This window comes from Tsukamurella tyrosinosolvens (genome assembly GCF_900104775.1).
GTDB lineage: Bacteria > Actinomycetota > Actinomycetes > Mycobacteriales > Mycobacteriaceae > Tsukamurella > Tsukamurella tyrosinosolvens.
The window spans coordinates 4195946-4211390 of the sequence record NZ_FNSA01000003.1; the positions used below are offsets into that span (position 1 = coordinate 4195946).

Sequence of the window (15445 nt, forward strand, 5' to 3'; positions counted from 1 at the left end):
GCGGGGTGGGTCTTTCTCGTATCCGGGTGCGCTACGCGGTCACTTGTACCGGTAGACGATGCGCCCGCGCGTCAGGTCGTAGGGCGAGAGCTCCACGACGACCCGGTCCTCGGGCAGAATACGAATGTAGTGCTGCCGCATCTTGCCGCTGATGTGAGCGAGCACCTTGTGCCCGTTCTCCAGCTCGATGCGGAACATTGCGTTGGGGAGCGGCTCGACGACGCGGCCCTCCACCTCGATGGCTCCGTCCTTCTTCGCCATACCCTCCACGATCCTGTTGTCTTCAGCGGACGCCGTGTGCGACCTGTGCCCCTCCTGAGCGGACGGGCATGCGGCCGAACGCCGCGCTACCCGTCTATTCTACGCGCTCAGGACTCGTCCGACGAATCCTGCCCGGAACCGCCCCCGCCGCTGACGAGGTGCAACGCGAGTTCGACCGAGTCGGGGACGAAGTCGCCGGGGTCCGCGGCGACGGCCGCGAGCAGATCCGCCGGCGTCGTCCACGCGCCGCTCTCGACCTCCTCGGGCTGGTGGACGACGACCCCGTCGTACGTGCAGACGTACTGGAAGCAGAGGAACCGGGTCCGGGCGTCGGCGTAGGAGCGCACGCCGACGGGCCGCAGCTCCACCCCGTGCACCCCGAGCTCCTCGAAGGCCTCGCGGGCGGCACCGTCGTCGGGCTCCTCCCCCGCCAGGAGCACCCCGCCCGCGCAGAAGTCGCGCAGCCCGGGGTAGACGTCCTTGATCGGGGTGCGGCGGTGCACGTAGATCCGGCCGGCGGAGTCGAAGACGAGGATCCCGGTGGTGCCGTGACGCAGGTTCTCGGCGCGCACGCGGGACCGCGGCGCCGCGCCCGACGGGCGCCCGGCGTCGTCGTACAACGCGACGATCTCGTCCACGTGCGGGCCCTCCTTTTCTCCACAGTATGAGCCAAACCCTGGACACCGCAGCGCCCGTGCACTTGTATCGGGGCCATGAGCAATCCGGACAGCCCGAACTGGCATTTCGAGACCACGCAGATCCACGCCGGGCAGACGCCCGACGGCGCGACCAACGCGCGTGCGCTCCCGATCTACCAGACCACGTCGTACACGTTCAACAACACCGATCACGCCGCGGCGCTGTTCGGGCTGGCCGAGCCGGGCAACATCTACACCCGCATCATGAACCCGACGCAGGACGCCGTCGAGCAGCGGATCGCCGCGCTCGAGGGCGGCGTCGCCGCGCTGCTCGTGGCCTCGGGCCAGGCGGCCGAGACCCTCGCGATCCTCAACGTCGCGGAGTCGGGCGACCACATCGTCAGCTCGCCGTACCTGTACGGCGGCACCTACAACCTGCTGCACTACACCCTCGCCAAGCTGGGCATCGAGGTCAGCTTCGTCGAGAACCCGGACGACCTGGAGCAGTGGCGCGCCGCCGTCCGCCCCAACACCCGCGCCTTCTTCGCCGAGACCATCTCGAACCCGCGCGGCCACGTCCTCGACGTCGCGGGCGTCTCGGGTGTCGCGCACGAGAGCGGGCTGCCGCTCATCGTCGACAACACCGTCGCGACCCCGTACCTGCTCAACCCGCTGGCGCACGGCGCCGACATCGTCGTGCACTCGGCCACCAAGTACCTCGGCGGCCACGGCTCCGCGATCGGCGGCGTCATCGTCGACGGCGGCAACTTCGACTGGACGCAGGGCCGGCACCCGAACTTCACCACCCCTGACCCGTCGTACCACGGCGTCGTCTTCGCCGACCTCGGCGCGCCCGCCTTCGCGCTCAAGGCGCGCGTGCAGCTGCTGCGCGACCTGGGCCCCGCGATCTCGCCGTTCAACGCCTTCCTGCTCTCGCAGGGCATCGAGACGCTGAGCCTGCGCGTGGAGCGGCACATCGAGAACGCGCAGAAGGTCGCCGAGTACCTCGCCGGGCAGGAGGGCGTCACCGACGTCATCTACGCCGGGCTGCCCTCGTCGCCGTACCACGAGCGCGCGAAGGAGCTGCTGCCCAAGGGCGCCGGCGCCATCGTCGCGTTCGAGCTGGCCGGCGGCGTCCCCGCGGGCAAGGCCTTCGTCGACGCCCTGCAGCTGCACAGCCACGTCGCGAACATCGGCGACGTGCGCTCGCTCGTGATCCACCCCGCGTCGACCACGCATTCGCAGCTCACCGAGCAGGAGCAGCTCGAGGCCGGCGTCACGCCGGGCCTCGTGCGCCTGGCCGTGGGCATCGAGCACATCGACGACATCCTCACCGACCTGCAGCTGGGCCTCAAGGCCGCGGCGAACGCGTCCTAGGGAGCCAACGATGCGCGCGCTGCGATGGTTGCGACGGGCGGCCCGGTCCGTCCTCCAGGACGACGGTGCCTGGACCGCGGCCGTGCAGCGCGGCTGCACCTAGAGACGGGCACGACGGAGCGCCCCCGAGTCCTCGACTCGGGGGCGCTCGTCCGTGCACCGGAGACGGGATTGGGATTTCACTGGTACCGCGTTCCCTATGGAGGCGACAGTGGATTCCGTGGGCCGGATCCTGGTCCCGAAGCAGCTGCGTGACGCGCTCGGCATCACGCCCGGTTCCATCAGGTGTGCGCAGAGCGGGGCATCGCCGGCGGGGCCGTGTACGACGCACTCGTGGCGGTCGCCGCGCGCGACAACGACGTCGTACTGGCAACGATGGACGCCCGCGCACGGGGCACCTACGACCGCGTCGGCGTCGCCACCACACTGATCGGGCCGTTGACGGGCTTCCGCTCCGGGGCCGCGCGGACCTGGTTCTCCCGGGGCTACAGCGGTGGGCCGCGGGTGCACCTCACGGATTCACCGGCCACGTCGTGTCGACATCGGCCATCCTGGCTTCGACGTCCCCTCGTACCGCGCATCCGGCGCGGTACGCCGAGAGGAGCGAGCCGTGAAGTACGTCATCATGATCCATTCCCATCCCCAGCCCTGGGGACACCCCACCGGGGACTTCCTGCCCGAGTACCGGGATCTCGACCCCGCCGTGAAGGCGCGGATGGACGCCGATTTCGAACGGCTCCTCACCGAGCTGGACGAGCGCGGCGAGCTCGTCGGCGGCGAGGCGCTCGGCGACCCCGTCTCGGCGCGCCTCTACCGCTGGCACGACGACGCGCCGCTCGCGGTCGACGGGCCGTACTCCGAGACGAAGGAGCACCTCGCGGGCTTCTTCCTCATCGACGTGGAGGACCGGCAGCGGGCCGAGGCGGTGGCCGCGCAGTTCGCCGGCCCCGGCGAGACCGTCGAGCTGCGGCCGGTGATGGGCCCGGGCGGCGACGAGTCCTGAGCGCCGTGCCCGCCGGAGACGCCTTCGAGGACGTGTGGCGGCGCGAGTCGCCGCACGTCCTGGCCGCCCTCCTCCGCGTCCGCGCCGATCTCGCGGCGTGCGAGGACGCGGTGCAGGAGGCGGCCGAGGCCGCCGTCCGGCAGTGGCCGCGCGACGGGACTCCCGACGATCCGCGCGGGTGGTTGATCCGGGTGGCGCACCGCCGCCTCATCGATCGGTGGCGGTCGGAGGCCGCCCGCACGCGGCGCGAGGAGGTCGACGCGCGGAGCGGGGCCGCCGCCGAGGTCTCGTCGGCCGACGACACCGTCGACCTCCTGCTCCTCTGCGCCCACCCGGCGCTGACCAGGTCCTCCCAGGTCGCGCTGGCCCTGCGCGCCGTGGCGGGGCTCGGCGTGGAGCGCATCGCGGCCGTGTACCTCGTGCCGCCCCGGACGATGACGCAGCGGCTGACCCGCGCCCGCGCGACCCTGCGCGACGCCGGCGCCACCTTCCCCGTGCCGTCCGGCGCGGAGCTCCCCGCCCGCGTGGCGGCCGCCCTGGACGTGTGCCACCTCATGTTCACGGCCGGGTACACCCGCAGCTCCGGTACCGACCTGCTGGACGACGGGCTGACGGCGGAGGCCGTGCGCCTGACCCGGCGGATGGTCGCGGCCTTCCCCGATCACGACGAGGCCGCGGCCGCCCTCGCGCTCATGGTGCTCACCGACGCGCGGGCACCGGCCCGCGTGGACGCCCGCGGCGACCTCGTCCCCCTCGCCGAACAGGACCGCTCACGGTGGCGGCGCGACGCGATCGCCGAGGGAGTCACGATCCTCGAGGCCCTGCTCCCCCGCGGCCACGTGGGCCCCTTCGCGCTGCAGGCCGCGATCGCGGCGGTGCACGCCGAGGCGGAGTCGTACGGCGACACCGACTGGGCGCAGATCGTCGTGCTGTACCGGATGCTCGAGCGGATCGCGCCGTCCGGCACCGTCTCCCTCAATCACGCGGTGGCCGTGGGGATGGCGTACGGGCCCGAGGCGGGCCTCGCGCTGCTCGCCCGGCTGGACGACGACCGCGCGCTGCGCGACGGACACCGGCTCCCCGCCGCCCGCGCGCACCTGTACGAGCTGGCGGGCCGCCCCGGCGACGCGGCCGCCGCGTACCGCACGGCGGCCGCGCGCACGGCGAGCCTCCCCGAACAGCGGTACCTCAACCGGCGGCTCCGAGACCTCGAGCGGTGACGCGCGCTCGGGGGCTCAGCGTTCCAGGGCCGCGCGGACCTGGTTCTCCAGCGCGACGGTGGCGGACCGCGGCAGGTCGATGAGGCCGTCCAGCTCGGCGCGGGCGCGCTGGTAGGCCTGCTGGCGCTCCGGGCCGGTGGCGGAGCCGTCGAGCGCGACGGCCAGGAGGCGCTGCGCCTTCGCGAGCCGCTCCTGCTCCAGCGGCGAGAAGTCGCCGCGGCGCCGCCGCTTGGCCTCCTGCTCCGCGACGTCGAAGGCCGCGGCGTACGCGTGCACCGCGTCGCGGTACTGCTCGACGTCCGCCGCGGAGGCACCGTCGGGCCCCTCCGGGCGGAGCAGGTCGGCCCGGCGCTTGGCCTTGTGGAAGTCGACGGTGAGCGGCTCCCGCATGTCGATCATCATCGGGTGGTCGAGGATGGTCGCGAGGTCCGTCTCGTAGCCGAACCACCGCGTGTCGACGGCGTCGTGCTCGGCGGCCGCACGCTCGAGCTCCCGCTGCACCTGCGCCGCGTCCACCCGGCCCATGCCCTGCGCGGTGGCCAGCGCGACCTTGGTCTCCTGCTTGATCCGATACTTCTCCAGGCGCCGGTTCGCGCGGCGCTCGTTCCACGCCGACGCGCCCTTGACCGCCGCGCTGATCGAGCCGCCGAACACGAAGATGAGCCACCAGTAGTTCATCCAGTCCACGAGACCAGGCTAGCGCGACGGTTCGGACCGCTCAGGAGCCTTCGCGAGGTCCTGAGCGGCCCGAGCTCACGTGTGGAGCTCCGCGTTCGCGGTGACGATGTCGACCACGTACTGCGCGAGGCCCGGCGCGATGTCCTCGTAGTGCTTCCTGAACCGCGGATCGGTCACGTACATCCGGGCCACGCACACCTGCATCGCGTGGTCGCAGTCGTACCAGCGGTCGATACCGGCGCGATGCCGCTCGGCGAGCTCGTTCGCCTCGGGCGAGCCGGGAGCGACGCCGCGGGCCAGGCCGTCGGCGAGCGCGGCCTCGAGGGCGTCACCCTCGGCCTTGAGCTGCCGCCAGTCGTCCTTGCTCAGCTTCGCGGTGCGCTCGGCGCTCTGCTTCCAGGCGTCGGTGTCGCCCCAGCGCTGCTCGGCCTCCTCGGCGTAGCCCTCGCCGAGCCAGTCGGCGCCGAAGATCTCGGTCTGCTCCTCGGCGGTCAGGGTGATCCCCCGCTTCTTGCTGCTCATCATGTCCTCCACAGCCGCGACCATCCGGTGCAAACGATCGATCCGCTCGGACAGCAGCTTCCGTTGCGCCTCCAGATGCGCGATGGCATCGGCCGACGGATCGTCGAGCAGGGTCGCTATCTGCTCGAGGGGGAAGCCCAGCTCCCGGTAGGTCAGCACCTGATGCAGGCGCTCGACGTCACCGTCGGAGTACACCCGGTACCCGGCGTGCGTGCGGTCGGAGGGCACCACGAGACCGATCTCGTCGTAGTGGTGCAGCGTCCGCACGCTCACGCCGGTGAGGCGCGCGATGGCGCCGACCGTGTGCGCGGGCTTCCGTTCGTTCACAGCGACCACACTCCGGCCTCACGTCGCGTGAGGGTCAAGCCGGAATTCATCGGCGCAGGTCAGGGACGCGGGGTGAGGATGCGGGGGCCGTCGGCGGTGACGGCGACGGTGTGCTCCCAGTGCGCCGCGCGGGCACCGTCGTCCGTGACGACGGTCCAATCGTCCTCGAGGACGGACGTGTCGGGGGTGCCCAGGGTGAGCATCGGCTCGATCGCGAGGGTGGAGCCGATGACGAGCTGCGGGCCCTTGCCCGGGTCGCCCTCGTTGGCGAGGAAGGGTTCCATGTGCATCTCGCGGCCGATGCCGTGGCCGCCGTAGCCGTCGACGATCGCGAGGTCGCGCCCCAGGCGGGCGGCCTGCGCGTAGGTGGCGGTCTCGATGGCGTGCGAGACGTCGGTGAGGCGGTTGCCGTCGAGCATGGCGGCGATGCCGGCCTCCATCGCGAGGCGCGTGGCCTCGGAGAGGTCCTCGTCCTCCGCGGACAGCTCGCCCACGCCGAAGGTCCACGCGGAGTCGCCGTGCCAGCCGTCGAGGATCGCGCCGCAGTCGATGGAGACCAGGTCGCCCAGCGCCAGCACCGTCGAGCGGTCCGGGATGCCGTGCACGACGACCTCGTTGACCGACGAGCAGATCGAGCCCGGGAAGCCGTGGTAGCCCTTGAACGACGGGACGGCCCCGGCCTCGCGGATCACCGTCTCGGCGACCTCGTCGAGTTCGAAGGTGGAAACGCCGACGCGGGCGGCATCGCGGACCGCGACGAGCGCGCGGCCCACGACGGCGCCCGCGGCGGCCATCGCGTCGAGCTCTCCCGCGGAGCGGAAGGGCACGGTCTTCTTGCGGCGGAAACGACTCACTTGTCGAGCTGCGCGGTCACGCGGCCCAGCACCTCGTCGACGGTGCCGACGGCGTCGATGTGCGTGACGAAGTCGCCGTAGTAGGCGAGCAGCGGCGCGGTCTGGTTCTCGTACACGTGCAGGCGGTTGCGGATGACCTCTTCGGTGTCGTCCGCGCGGCCGCGGGCGAGCATGCGCTCGACGACGGTGTCCTCGGGAACCTCGAAGGAGACGACGGCGTCGAGCTTCTGGCCGCCCTCGGCCAGGATCTCGCCGAGCGCATCGGCCTGGTCCGTCGCGCGCGGGAAGCCGTCGAGGATGAAGCCGTTCGTCGCGTCCGGCTCCGCCAGGCGGGAGCGCACCATGTCGACGGTGACCGACGACGGGACGAGCTCGCCCGCGTCCATGTACTTCTTCGCCTCGACGCCCAGCGGGGTGCCCTCGCTGATGTTGGCGCGGAACAGGTCGCCCGTCGAGATGTGCGGAATGCCGTACTTCTCCGACAGTCGTTCGGCCTGCGTGCCCTTGCCCGCGCCGGGAGGGCCGAGAATAACGAGTCTCACTTGAGGAATCCTTCGTAGTTACGTTGCATCAACTGGCTTTCGACCTGCTTGGTGGTATCGAGCGCCACGACCACGATGATGAGCACCATCGTGCCGCCGAACGGCAGATTACTCATGTTCGAGCCGCTACCGGTCAGTTCGATGAAGAGGTTCGGGAGGATCGCGATGATGCCGAGGTACAGCGAACCGGGCAGCGTGATGCGCTGCAGGACGTAGTTCAGGTAGTCGGCGGTCGGCTTGCCGGGACGGATGCCCGGGATGAAGCCGCCGAACTTCTTCATCTCGTCCGCGCGCTCCTCCGGGTTGAAGGTGATCGCGACGTAGAAGTAGGTGAAGAAGATGATCAGCGCGAAGTAGATCACGATGTGCCAGGTGCTGCCGGGGTTCACCAGGTTGGTCTGGATCCACTGCACCCAGCCGGCGGTCGAATCGCTCGCGACGAGCTGGATGACCAGCTGCGGCAGGTACAGCAGCGACGAGGCGAAGATGACCGGGATGACGCCGGCGGTGTTCACCTTGAGCGGCAGGTAGGTCGACGAGCCGCCGTACATCTTGCGGCCGACCATGCGCTTGGCGTACTGCACCGGGATGCGGCGCTGGCCCTGCTCGACGAAGACGACGGCGACGAGGATGAGGAAGACCGCGAAGCAGACGAGGCCGAAGGCGAGGCCGCCCTGGCTCTGCAGGATCTGCTGGCCATCGGCGGGCAGGCGCGAGGCGATGCCGGCGAAGATGAGCAGCGACATGCCGTTGCCGATGCCGCGCTCGGTGATCAGCTCGCCGAACCACATCACCAGGATCGCGCCGGCGGTCATGGTGGCGACGATGACCGACAGCGAGAAGACGCCGTTGTCGTCGAGGATGCCGGGGCAGTCGGGCAGCAGGTTGCCGCGCGAGGCCATCGCGACGATCGCGGTGGCCTGCAGCAGCGCCAGCGCCACCGTGAGGTAGCGGGTGTACTGCGTGATCTTCGCCTGGCCGGCCTGGCCCTCCTTACGAAGGGTCTCGAAGCGCGGGATGACCACCATCAGCAGCTGGATGATGATCGACGCGGTGATGTACGGCATGATGCCGATCGCGAACACCGACAGCTGCAGCAGGGCGCCGCCGGAGAACATGTTGATCAGCGAGTACACCTGGCCGCTGTCGCCGCTCGTGGCCTTGTCGACGCACTCGGTGATCGTCCCGAAGTTCACACCGGGCGACGGCAGCGTGGCGCCGAGCCGGTAGAGCACGAGGATGCCCAGGACGATCAGGATCTTCCGCCGCAACTCCGGGGTCCGGAAGATCGGGACTAGGGCCGAAAGCACACATCCTCCTGGCAGCCGGGCGGCCCGGACGGGCCGCCCCACGCTCGTGGACACGCGCTCCACCCGCGGCGGAGCGCCGTGTCCTCATGGGTAATCCTGCAAACGTATGAACTCTAACAGCCGCACTCAAAGCGGCTGCTCATGGCGGTGCGCCCCGACAGGGGCCCCGCCCGCGCCCGACGGCGCACCGTCGGACCCGCGAAACGAGAGCCGCGGTAGGCACCGGTGACCGGCGCCTACCGCGGCGTCCACGTTGCGCAGCGCGAGGACTAGGCCTCGGCCGAGGGCTTCAGCTCGGTGGTCGAACCACCGGCGGCCTCGATCTTCGCCTTGGCGGCGCCGGTGACCTTGGTCGCCGTCACGTCCACCTTGACGCTGATCTCGCCGTCGCCCAGCACCTTGACGACACGGTTCTTGCGAACCGCACCGGCGGCGACGAGCTCGTCGATGCCGATGGTGCCGCCCTGCGGGAACAGGCGAGCGATGTCGCCCACGTTCACCACCTGGTACTCGACGCGGTTGCGGTTCTTGAAGCCCTTGAGCTTCGGCAGCCGCATGTGCAGCGGCATCTGGCCGCCCTCGAACGCCACGGGGACGTTCTTGCGCGCCTTGGTGCCCTTGGTGCCGCGACCGGCGGTCTTACCCTTCGAGCCCTCACCGCGACCCACGCGGGTCTTGGCCGTCTTCGCGCCCTTGGCGGGACGGAGATCGTGCAGCTTGATAGCCATTGCTTACACCTCCTCCACTTCCACGAGATGCGAAACGACCTGGATCAGGCCGCGATTGACGGGGGTGTCCTCACGGACGACCGACTTGCGGATGCCCTTGAGGCCCAGGGTGCGCAGGCTGTCGCGCTGGTTCTGCTTGAGCCCGACGAGGCCCCGCACCTGGGTGATCTTCAGCTCTGCCATGACTTACGCTCCCTGACCTGCACGGGCGCGGAGCATGCCGGCCGGGGCCACGTCCTCGATGGGCAGGCCGCGACGAGCCGCGACCTCCTCCGGACGCTGCAGCTCCTTGAGAGCGGCCACGGTCGCGTGCACCACGTTGATGGCGTTGTCCGAGCCGAGGCTCTTGGCGATGACGTCGTGGACGCCGGCCGCCTCGAGCACGGGACGCACGGCGCCACCGGCGATGACACCGGTACCCGGGCTGGCGGGACGCAGCAGCACGACGCCGGCCGCGGCCTCACCCTGGACCGGGTGCACGATGGTGTTGCCGATCATGGGGACGCGGAAGAAGTTCTTCCGGGCCTCCTCGACACCCTTCTGGATGGCCGCAGGAACTTCCTTGGCCTTGCCGTAACCGACGCCGACCATGCCCTGGCCGTCGCCGACGATCACGAGGGCGGTGAAGCTGAAGCGACGACCACCCTTCACGACCTTCGAGACGCGGTTGATGGTGACAACCTTCTCGATGTAGTTGCTCTTCTCGGCCTCGTTGCGGCCACCGCGCTGATCGCGGTCGCGGCCACCACGACCGCCGCGGCGGTCGTTCGAGTTCTCGTTGTTTCCGGCGGGGCCGTTGTTTCCGCCGTCACGACGCTGACGTCCGGGCATCAGGCTGCCTCTCCTTCGATGGAAAACATGGTGGTGTGGGTCATCAGAACGTCAACCCGCCTTCGCGAGCGGCGTCCGCGAGCGCGGCGATCCGGCCGTGGTACTTGTTGCCACCACGGTCGAACACGACGGCCTCCACACCGGCAGCCTTGGCACGGGCGGCGATGAGCTCGCCGACCTTCTTGGCCTGGGCCGACTTGTCGCCGCCCGCGGCCTTGACGTCCGCCTCCAGCGTCGACGCCGCGGCCAGCGTGTGGCCCTTGAGGTCGTCGATCAGCTGGACGTGGATGTGCCGGCTCGAACGCTTGACCGCGAGCCGCGGACGGACCGCGGTGCCCTCGATCTTCTTGCGCAGGCGGAAGTGACGACGGGCCTTCGACGTACGACGACGAGTCGAGACGTCCTTGCCCACCGGGATGCGCTTCTTGTTCTCAGTCTGAGTTGCCATGAGTTACTTACCCGTCTTTCCGACCTTGCGACGGATCTGCTCACCCTCGTACCGCACGCCCTTGCCCTTGTAGGGATCGGGACGACGGAGCTTGCGGATGACCGCCGAGACCTGGCCGACCTGCTGCTTGTCGATGCCGGACACGGAGAACTTGGTGGGGCTCTCGACCGCGAAGGTGATGCCCTCGGGCGCCTCGATCGGGACCGGGTGGCTGAAGCCGAGCGAGAACTCGAGGTCCTTGCCCTTGAGCGCCACGCGGTAACCCACGCCGTAGATCTCCATCTTCTTGGTGTAACCCTCGGTCACACCCGTCACCATGTTGGCGACCAGGGTCCGCGACAGACCGTGCAGCGCCTTGTTGCGCCGCTCGTCGTCGGGACGGGCCACCACGACGGCGCCCTCATCGTTCTTCGACACCGAGATCGGCTCGGAGACGGTCAGCGCCAGCTGGCCCTTGGGGCCCTTGACGGTGACGTCCTGGCCGGCGATCTGCACGTCGACGCCCGCGGGAACGACCACGGGGTGCTTACCAATTCGCGACATAAGTTTCTGTCCCCTTACCAGACGTAAGCGAGGACTTCGCCGCCCACGCCCTGCTTGGCTGCCTGGCGATCCGTGAGGAGGCCCGAGGACGTGGAGATGATCGCCACGCCCAGGCCGCCCAGGACCTTCGGCAGGTTGGTGGACTTCGCGTACACGCGCAGACCGGGCTTCGACACGCGGCGCAGGCCGGCGATCGAACGCTCACGGCTGGGGCCGTACTTCAGCGACACGACGAGGCTCTTGCCCACCTCGGCGTCCTCGGTACGGAAGTCGGTGATGTAGCCCTCGGCCTTGAGGATCTCGGCGATGTTCGCCTTGATCTTCGAGTGCGGGAGCGTCACCTCGTCGTGGTACGCCGAGTTGGCGTTGCGCAGACGGGTCAAGAAGTCTGCGATCGGATCAGTCATGGTCATGACAGATTCGTCTACCTTTCTCGCAGCGGTTCCCATGCATCGCCGGCGCTCTGGTGCCCTGACGAATCAGGGCCTGGAACGTCCGACGGTGGGCCTACTACGAAGCAAACCGTCCTGCAATACCGTTGCACTGCAGGGATTCCGGACCGGCGAACCGGTTCGGGGAAGTGCGCCGGCCGTGCTCGAAGCACGACAGGCAACCTCACTAGTGTAGAGAAAGTGCCGGTCAGAGTCGAATCGGCGGCTCTTGTCCCCCGGCGCCGGGGGGCCTAGCGTGAGGATCATGTCCTCGGTGAACGATCTGGTCCGCGATCCCCGGCTCTATCAGGCGGCCGCCGCCGGGCAGGCGGTGGACGCCGCGATGTGCATCCAGCCCATCCCGTACGTCGCGAAGTGCCTCGACGACGTCGGCTGGCCCGACGGTGGCCGCTGGTTCTTCCCCGTGGTCAAGGGCGCCTCGGCGCTCGGGCTCGCGGCGGCCCCGCGGTGGCCGGGACTGGCCCGGCTCACCGCGATCATGCTGACGCTGTACTTCTGCACGGCCGTCGGGCTGCACGTCCGGGCCCGCGACCTGCGACTGAACTTCGCGGCGGCCTCGTCGCTGCTGCTCTTCTACGGCGCGCTCGCGGCGACGGGTCCCCGGGTCAGTTCACCCGCAGCGTCGTCGTGACCGGCGTCGGGTTCTGGGTGAGGTCCAGGACCGGGCAGTGCGCGTCGACGGTGTCCGTCAGCTCGCGGTAGCGCTCCGCGGAGTCCGGGCCCGTGATGTCGACGGTGACCCGCACGGCGGTGAAGCCCGGCCGGACGGTCTCGTCGAGGCCGAAGAAGCCGCGCACGTCGAGGTCGCCCTCGGCACTGAGCTTGAGCTCGTCGATCGTGATGCCGAGCTTGTCGGCGTAGAAGCGGTAGGTCACGACCTGGCAGGACAGGAGCGCGCCGAGGTACGCCTCGACGGGGTTGATCGCGGTGTCGTCGCCGCCGAGCGTCGGCGGCTCGTCGACGACGAGGGTGTGCTGGCGCGCGGTGGTGACGCTTCCGACCGTGCCCTGCGGGACGGCCGTCGCCGCGAAGACGACGTGCGCGTTGGCGGTGTTGCGGGTGACGGCCTGGTCGGTCGCGTCGATGATGGCGGCGAGGGTTCCGGTGGCGGATGCGGTCATGGGGCACTCCTGGGGTCGGGCGGCGGGTTCCTTCGCGGAACATATGTCCGTTCCCGGGGCGGCACAGCTGTTGCGTTCAGCGTGATTCGGTGCCGATACGCTGAGCGGCGTGTCCACCTTCCTCACGGTCGCCCTGCTCGCGGTGTTCACCACGGTCGGCCTGGTCGGGGCCGTCGCGTCCGACGGTGCCGCCGCCCTCGTCTGGGCCGTCGGGACCGTCGTGGTCGCGGGCGTGCTGGCCCGGCGGCTGCGGTCCGCGCCGCCGGGGATGGGGCTCGTCGCCGCGTTCGTGACCGGCATCCTCGTCGTGTCCGCCGGCCTGCCCGCCGCGATCCTCCTGACCGAGACCGGCGGGCGCGGAGCGCCGGTCCTCGGGTCCGACAAGGGCGAGGTCGACCCTTCCGCCGAGCTGCGTCGCGCCCTCGCGAAGGCGGGCGAACTGCTGCCGGGCGGCGCCGACTCGATCCTGTCGATCGACATCGACGGGTACTCCACCCAGGTGTACGTGCTGAACCTGGCGAAGGGGCAGCGGATCTACGCGAACTACTCGCAGTCCAGCGACGAGTGGCACGAGCCGAGCAGCACGTCGACCAACGACCGGATCGACGCCGCGTTCCCCGCCGCCGAGCTCGCGAACCTCGACCTGACGGCGGCGAGGAAGAATGTCGACGACAGCGCGCGGGGACTCGGCGTCGATCTGTCCAAGCGGTCGTCGTCCGACGGCGTCGTCATCGCGCGGCGCAGTGCCGACAAGAAGCTGGTCGCGACGTACGACCTGACCTCGCGGGTGAAGTTCGAGACGGACCGGGCGGGGAACCTGCCCGACAACCTGGCGCTCGCGAAGGTCGACGGCCTGCTGCCGACCGCCGAACGGCTGCTCCGCGCCCACGGCGTCGACCCCACGAAGCCGGTCCTCGACGAACTGAAGTACCGCGTCTTCGCGGAGAACGCGTCCACCGTCGGCTCGGCGGATCCCGGCACCGTCGATATCCGTCTCAGCGGCGCGGGCGGCCGGGGCGGAACGCTCAAGGAGACCGTCGGACGGTTCCCCGAGGTGCGGCTGTACGCCTCCTCCGGCACGAACAGCCGGGCGTTCCCGCTCACCACGATCACGGCCGACGGCATCGAGAAGGCGCGCGCCGACCTCGAACGGCGCTCCTCCGTGCCACCGATCGACGCGCACGCGATCTCGCTGGAGGTGGAGGGCGACACGACCTCCCCCGGCTGGATGCGCGGCGGACTCCCGCCGTTGCTGCGGCTGGGCCTCGGCCCGGACTCGGACGATCAGGCCTACTTCCGCCCCGACGGCACCTTCGTCAAGGCCGCGCCGTGATCAGGTGCGCGCGGTGGTGAGGCGGCGGACCGTCGCGACCTCGGCGTCCCTATAGGGGCGACCGTCGGGCCAGAGCAGGTCGTGGAACCACTGCTGCGGTTGCCGCGCCCCGACGTAGGGCTGCTTCCACGAGTCCCACGGGTAGTAGGTCTGGCTGCGGCCGGCGACGAAGCCCCACTGGTAGGCGTCGATGTTGAGCTCCTTGCAGATCGGCAGGATCGTCTCGATCGTGCTGCCCTGCGGCCGGGCCATGTACTCGGTGAGGAGCATCGGGCGGCCCAGCTTGGCGAGGTCGGCCGCCATCGCACGGAACTTCTCCGGCGGGTCGTAGCTGTGGAAGCTGATGACGTCGGACTGTTCCAGCTGGATCGCGCGGATCTCCGGCCGGGTGTCGGCCCAGACGCCGGAGGTCAGCGGTTGCGTCGGGTTACCGGCGCGGGCCCACGCGAAGGCCTGGGGCAGCAGTTTCGCCACGCGGGCGACCTTGTCGGGAGGGCTCAGCGGGTACGAGTCCGCGAGGTTCTCCGGCTCGTTCCACACGTCCCACGCGACCACACGGGGGTCGTTGGCGAAGGCCTTGACCACGCCGGTCGCGTAGGCCTGCAGGCCCGCGGTGTCGGCGTTCGTGAGGCCCGCGGCGCCGGGGCTCTGCACCCATGTCGAGTTGTGCACGCCGGGCGTGGGTTCGCGCTGCACGCCGGGCTTCGGGTTCGGGTCCCAGCACGAGTCGAACAGCACGAACATGATCTTGATGCCGTTGTTGTGGGCGATCGTGAGGAACTGGTCGAGCCGCTGCACGAGGCCGGTGGGGTCGGCGGTCCACAGCTGATCCTGCAGGAAGACGCGCATGGTGGTCATGCCGAGGCCGCGGGCCCAGCCGAGCTCGAGGTTCATCCGGTTCGGGTCGAAGGTCTGCGCCTGGAACATCTCGAACTGGTTCCCGGCGTTGGCGTTGATGTAGTTGGCGCCGACCATCCAGGGGTTCTGGGTGCGCCACTGCTGCGCGCGCTCGGGGGTCCACCGCGCGGCAGGCCCGGCCGGCGCCGCGCCCGGTGCGGCCGCTCCCGGGGTCGTCGGCCCGACGGTGCCGCCCGCCCCCGCCCCCGAGCCCGGGTCGGCCGCCGCCCGCGCAGCCATCATCACGGCCGGCAGCGCGGCGGCGGTCCCCAGCAGAACCCGTCGAGTCACAACAGTCACAACAACACCATACGCAACATCGGTCACAGCTCGGTGAAGGTGCCGCACCGCCGCGCGTCG

Annotated in this window: 20 protein-coding genes; 5 read left to right on the plus strand and 15 right to left on the minus strand. The window is 70.2% G+C overall.

The window, feature by feature from the left end; genetic code table 11:
- Nucleotides 1-39 precede the first annotated feature (39 nt).
- The gene (gene infA, locus BLW32_RS22765; RefSeq protein WP_005140011.1) at nt 40-261 is read right to left on the minus strand and encodes a translation initiation factor IF-1; all 222 of its coding nucleotides are present in this window, start codon (nt 259-261) and stop codon (nt 40-42) included.
- A 107-nt stretch (nt 262-368) separates the two neighbouring features.
- Nucleotides 369-899: an NUDIX hydrolase gene (locus tag BLW32_RS22770; protein ID WP_068522641.1), complete on the minus strand. Its 531-nt coding sequence runs from the start codon at nt 897-899 to the stop codon at nt 369-371.
- Between the two features lie 75 nt (nt 900-974).
- Between BLW32_RS22770 and BLW32_RS22775 the strand changes: the two genes are divergently transcribed.
- The 3 genes from BLW32_RS22775 to BLW32_RS22785 all read left to right on the plus strand — a co-directional run bounded on the left by BLW32_RS22775 (nt 975) and on the right by BLW32_RS22785 (nt 4499).
- Nucleotides 975-2276: a bifunctional o-acetylhomoserine/o-acetylserine sulfhydrylase gene (locus tag BLW32_RS22775; RefSeq protein WP_068522642.1), complete on the plus strand. Its 1302-nt coding sequence runs from the start codon at nt 975-977 to the stop codon at nt 2274-2276.
- A gap of 610 nt (nt 2277-2886) precedes the next feature.
- On the plus strand, nt 2887-3279 hold the full coding sequence (locus BLW32_RS22780) for a YciI family protein (RefSeq protein WP_068741548.1): 393 nt from the start codon (nt 2887-2889) through the stop codon (nt 3277-3279).
- Between the two features lie 5 nt (nt 3280-3284).
- A complete protein-coding gene (locus tag BLW32_RS22785) occupies nt 3285-4499 on the plus strand; it encodes an RNA polymerase sigma factor (RefSeq protein ID WP_068741547.1) in 1215 nt (404 codons plus the stop codon).
- A gap of 15 nt (nt 4500-4514) precedes the next feature.
- On the opposite strand, the gene BLW32_RS22790 is transcribed toward BLW32_RS22785, so the two are convergent.
- The 11 genes from BLW32_RS22790 to rpsH all read right to left on the minus strand — a co-directional run bounded on the left by BLW32_RS22790 (nt 4515) and on the right by rpsH (nt 11695).
- The gene (locus BLW32_RS22790; protein ID WP_068523272.1) at nt 4515-5177 is read right to left on the minus strand and encodes a hypothetical protein; all 663 of its coding nucleotides are present in this window, start codon (nt 5175-5177) and stop codon (nt 4515-4517) included.
- Between the two features lie 75 nt (nt 5178-5252).
- Entirely contained in the window at nt 5253-6026 is a 774-nt protein-coding gene (locus tag BLW32_RS22795; RefSeq protein ID WP_068741546.1) for a MerR family transcriptional regulator, read from the minus strand.
- A 59-nt stretch (nt 6027-6085) separates the two neighbouring features.
- Nucleotides 6086-6880, minus strand: a complete 795-nt coding sequence (map, locus tag BLW32_RS22800; RefSeq protein ID WP_074850798.1) for a type I methionyl aminopeptidase — start codon at nt 6878-6880, stop codon at nt 6086-6088.
- Nucleotides 6877-7422 (minus strand): adenylate kinase, encoded by a 546-nt coding sequence (locus BLW32_RS22805; protein WP_068522645.1) that lies wholly within the window; start codon nt 7420-7422, stop codon nt 6877-6879. Before BLW32_RS22805 ends, map begins: the two co-directional genes overlap by 4 nt.
- Complete coding sequence (gene secY / locus BLW32_RS22810) at nt 7419-8732, minus strand: preprotein translocase subunit SecY (RefSeq protein ID WP_068522646.1); 1314 nt, start codon at nt 8730-8732, stop codon at nt 7419-7421. The genes BLW32_RS22805 and secY overlap by 4 nt, the downstream gene beginning before the upstream one ends.
- A 269-nt stretch (nt 8733-9001) precedes the next feature.
- Nucleotides 9002-9460 carry a 50S ribosomal protein L15 gene (gene rplO, locus BLW32_RS22815; protein ID WP_068522647.1) on the minus strand — a complete coding sequence of 153 codons (459 nt, stop codon included), beginning with the start codon at nt 9458-9460 and terminating at the stop codon, nt 9002-9004.
- A 3-nt stretch (nt 9461-9463) separates the two neighbouring features.
- A complete protein-coding gene (rpmD, locus tag BLW32_RS22820) occupies nt 9464-9643 on the minus strand; it encodes a 50S ribosomal protein L30 (RefSeq protein WP_068522648.1) in 180 nt (59 codons plus the stop codon).
- Nucleotides 9644-9646: 3 nt separating this feature from the next.
- Entirely contained in the window at nt 9647-10291 is a 645-nt protein-coding gene (gene rpsE, locus BLW32_RS22825) for a 30S ribosomal protein S5 (protein WP_068522649.1), read from the minus strand.
- A 43-nt stretch (nt 10292-10334) separates the two neighbouring features.
- Nucleotides 10335-10739, minus strand: a complete 405-nt coding sequence (gene rplR, locus BLW32_RS22830) for a 50S ribosomal protein L18 (protein ID WP_068522650.1) — start codon at nt 10737-10739, stop codon at nt 10335-10337.
- A gap of 3 nt (nt 10740-10742) precedes the next feature.
- Entirely contained in the window at nt 10743-11282 is a 540-nt protein-coding gene (gene rplF, locus BLW32_RS22835; protein WP_068522651.1) for a 50S ribosomal protein L6, read from the minus strand.
- A gap of 14 nt (nt 11283-11296) precedes the next feature.
- A complete protein-coding gene (gene rpsH, locus BLW32_RS22840; RefSeq protein ID WP_068522652.1) occupies nt 11297-11695 on the minus strand; it encodes a 30S ribosomal protein S8 in 399 nt (132 codons plus the stop codon).
- Nucleotides 11696-11978: 283 nt separating this feature from the next.
- Between rpsH and BLW32_RS22845 the strand changes: the two genes are divergently transcribed.
- Nucleotides 11979-12365, plus strand: coding sequence for a DoxX family protein (locus tag BLW32_RS22845; protein ID WP_068522653.1), 387 nt, complete (start codon nt 11979-11981; stop codon nt 12363-12365).
- Here the strand turns inward: BLW32_RS22845 and BLW32_RS22850 are convergent.
- Nucleotides 12340-12855 carry an OsmC family protein gene (locus BLW32_RS22850; RefSeq protein ID WP_068522654.1) on the minus strand — a complete coding sequence of 172 codons (516 nt, stop codon included), beginning with the start codon at nt 12853-12855 and terminating at the stop codon, nt 12340-12342. The two genes, BLW32_RS22845 and BLW32_RS22850, sit on opposite strands and share 26 nt — an antisense overlap.
- A gap of 109 nt (nt 12856-12964) precedes the next feature.
- Here BLW32_RS22850 and BLW32_RS22855 point away from each other — a divergent pair, with 109 nt between their 5' ends.
- A complete protein-coding gene (locus BLW32_RS22855; RefSeq protein WP_068741545.1) occupies nt 12965-14188 on the plus strand; it encodes a hypothetical protein in 1224 nt (407 codons plus the stop codon).
- On the opposite strand, the gene BLW32_RS22860 is transcribed toward BLW32_RS22855, so the two are convergent.
- The gene (locus BLW32_RS22860) at nt 14189-15328 is read right to left on the minus strand and encodes a cellulase family glycosylhydrolase (RefSeq protein ID WP_074851064.1); all 1140 of its coding nucleotides are present in this window, start codon (nt 15326-15328) and stop codon (nt 14189-14191) included. It abuts the gene before it with no gap.
- Nucleotides 15329-15445 lie beyond the last annotated feature (117 nt).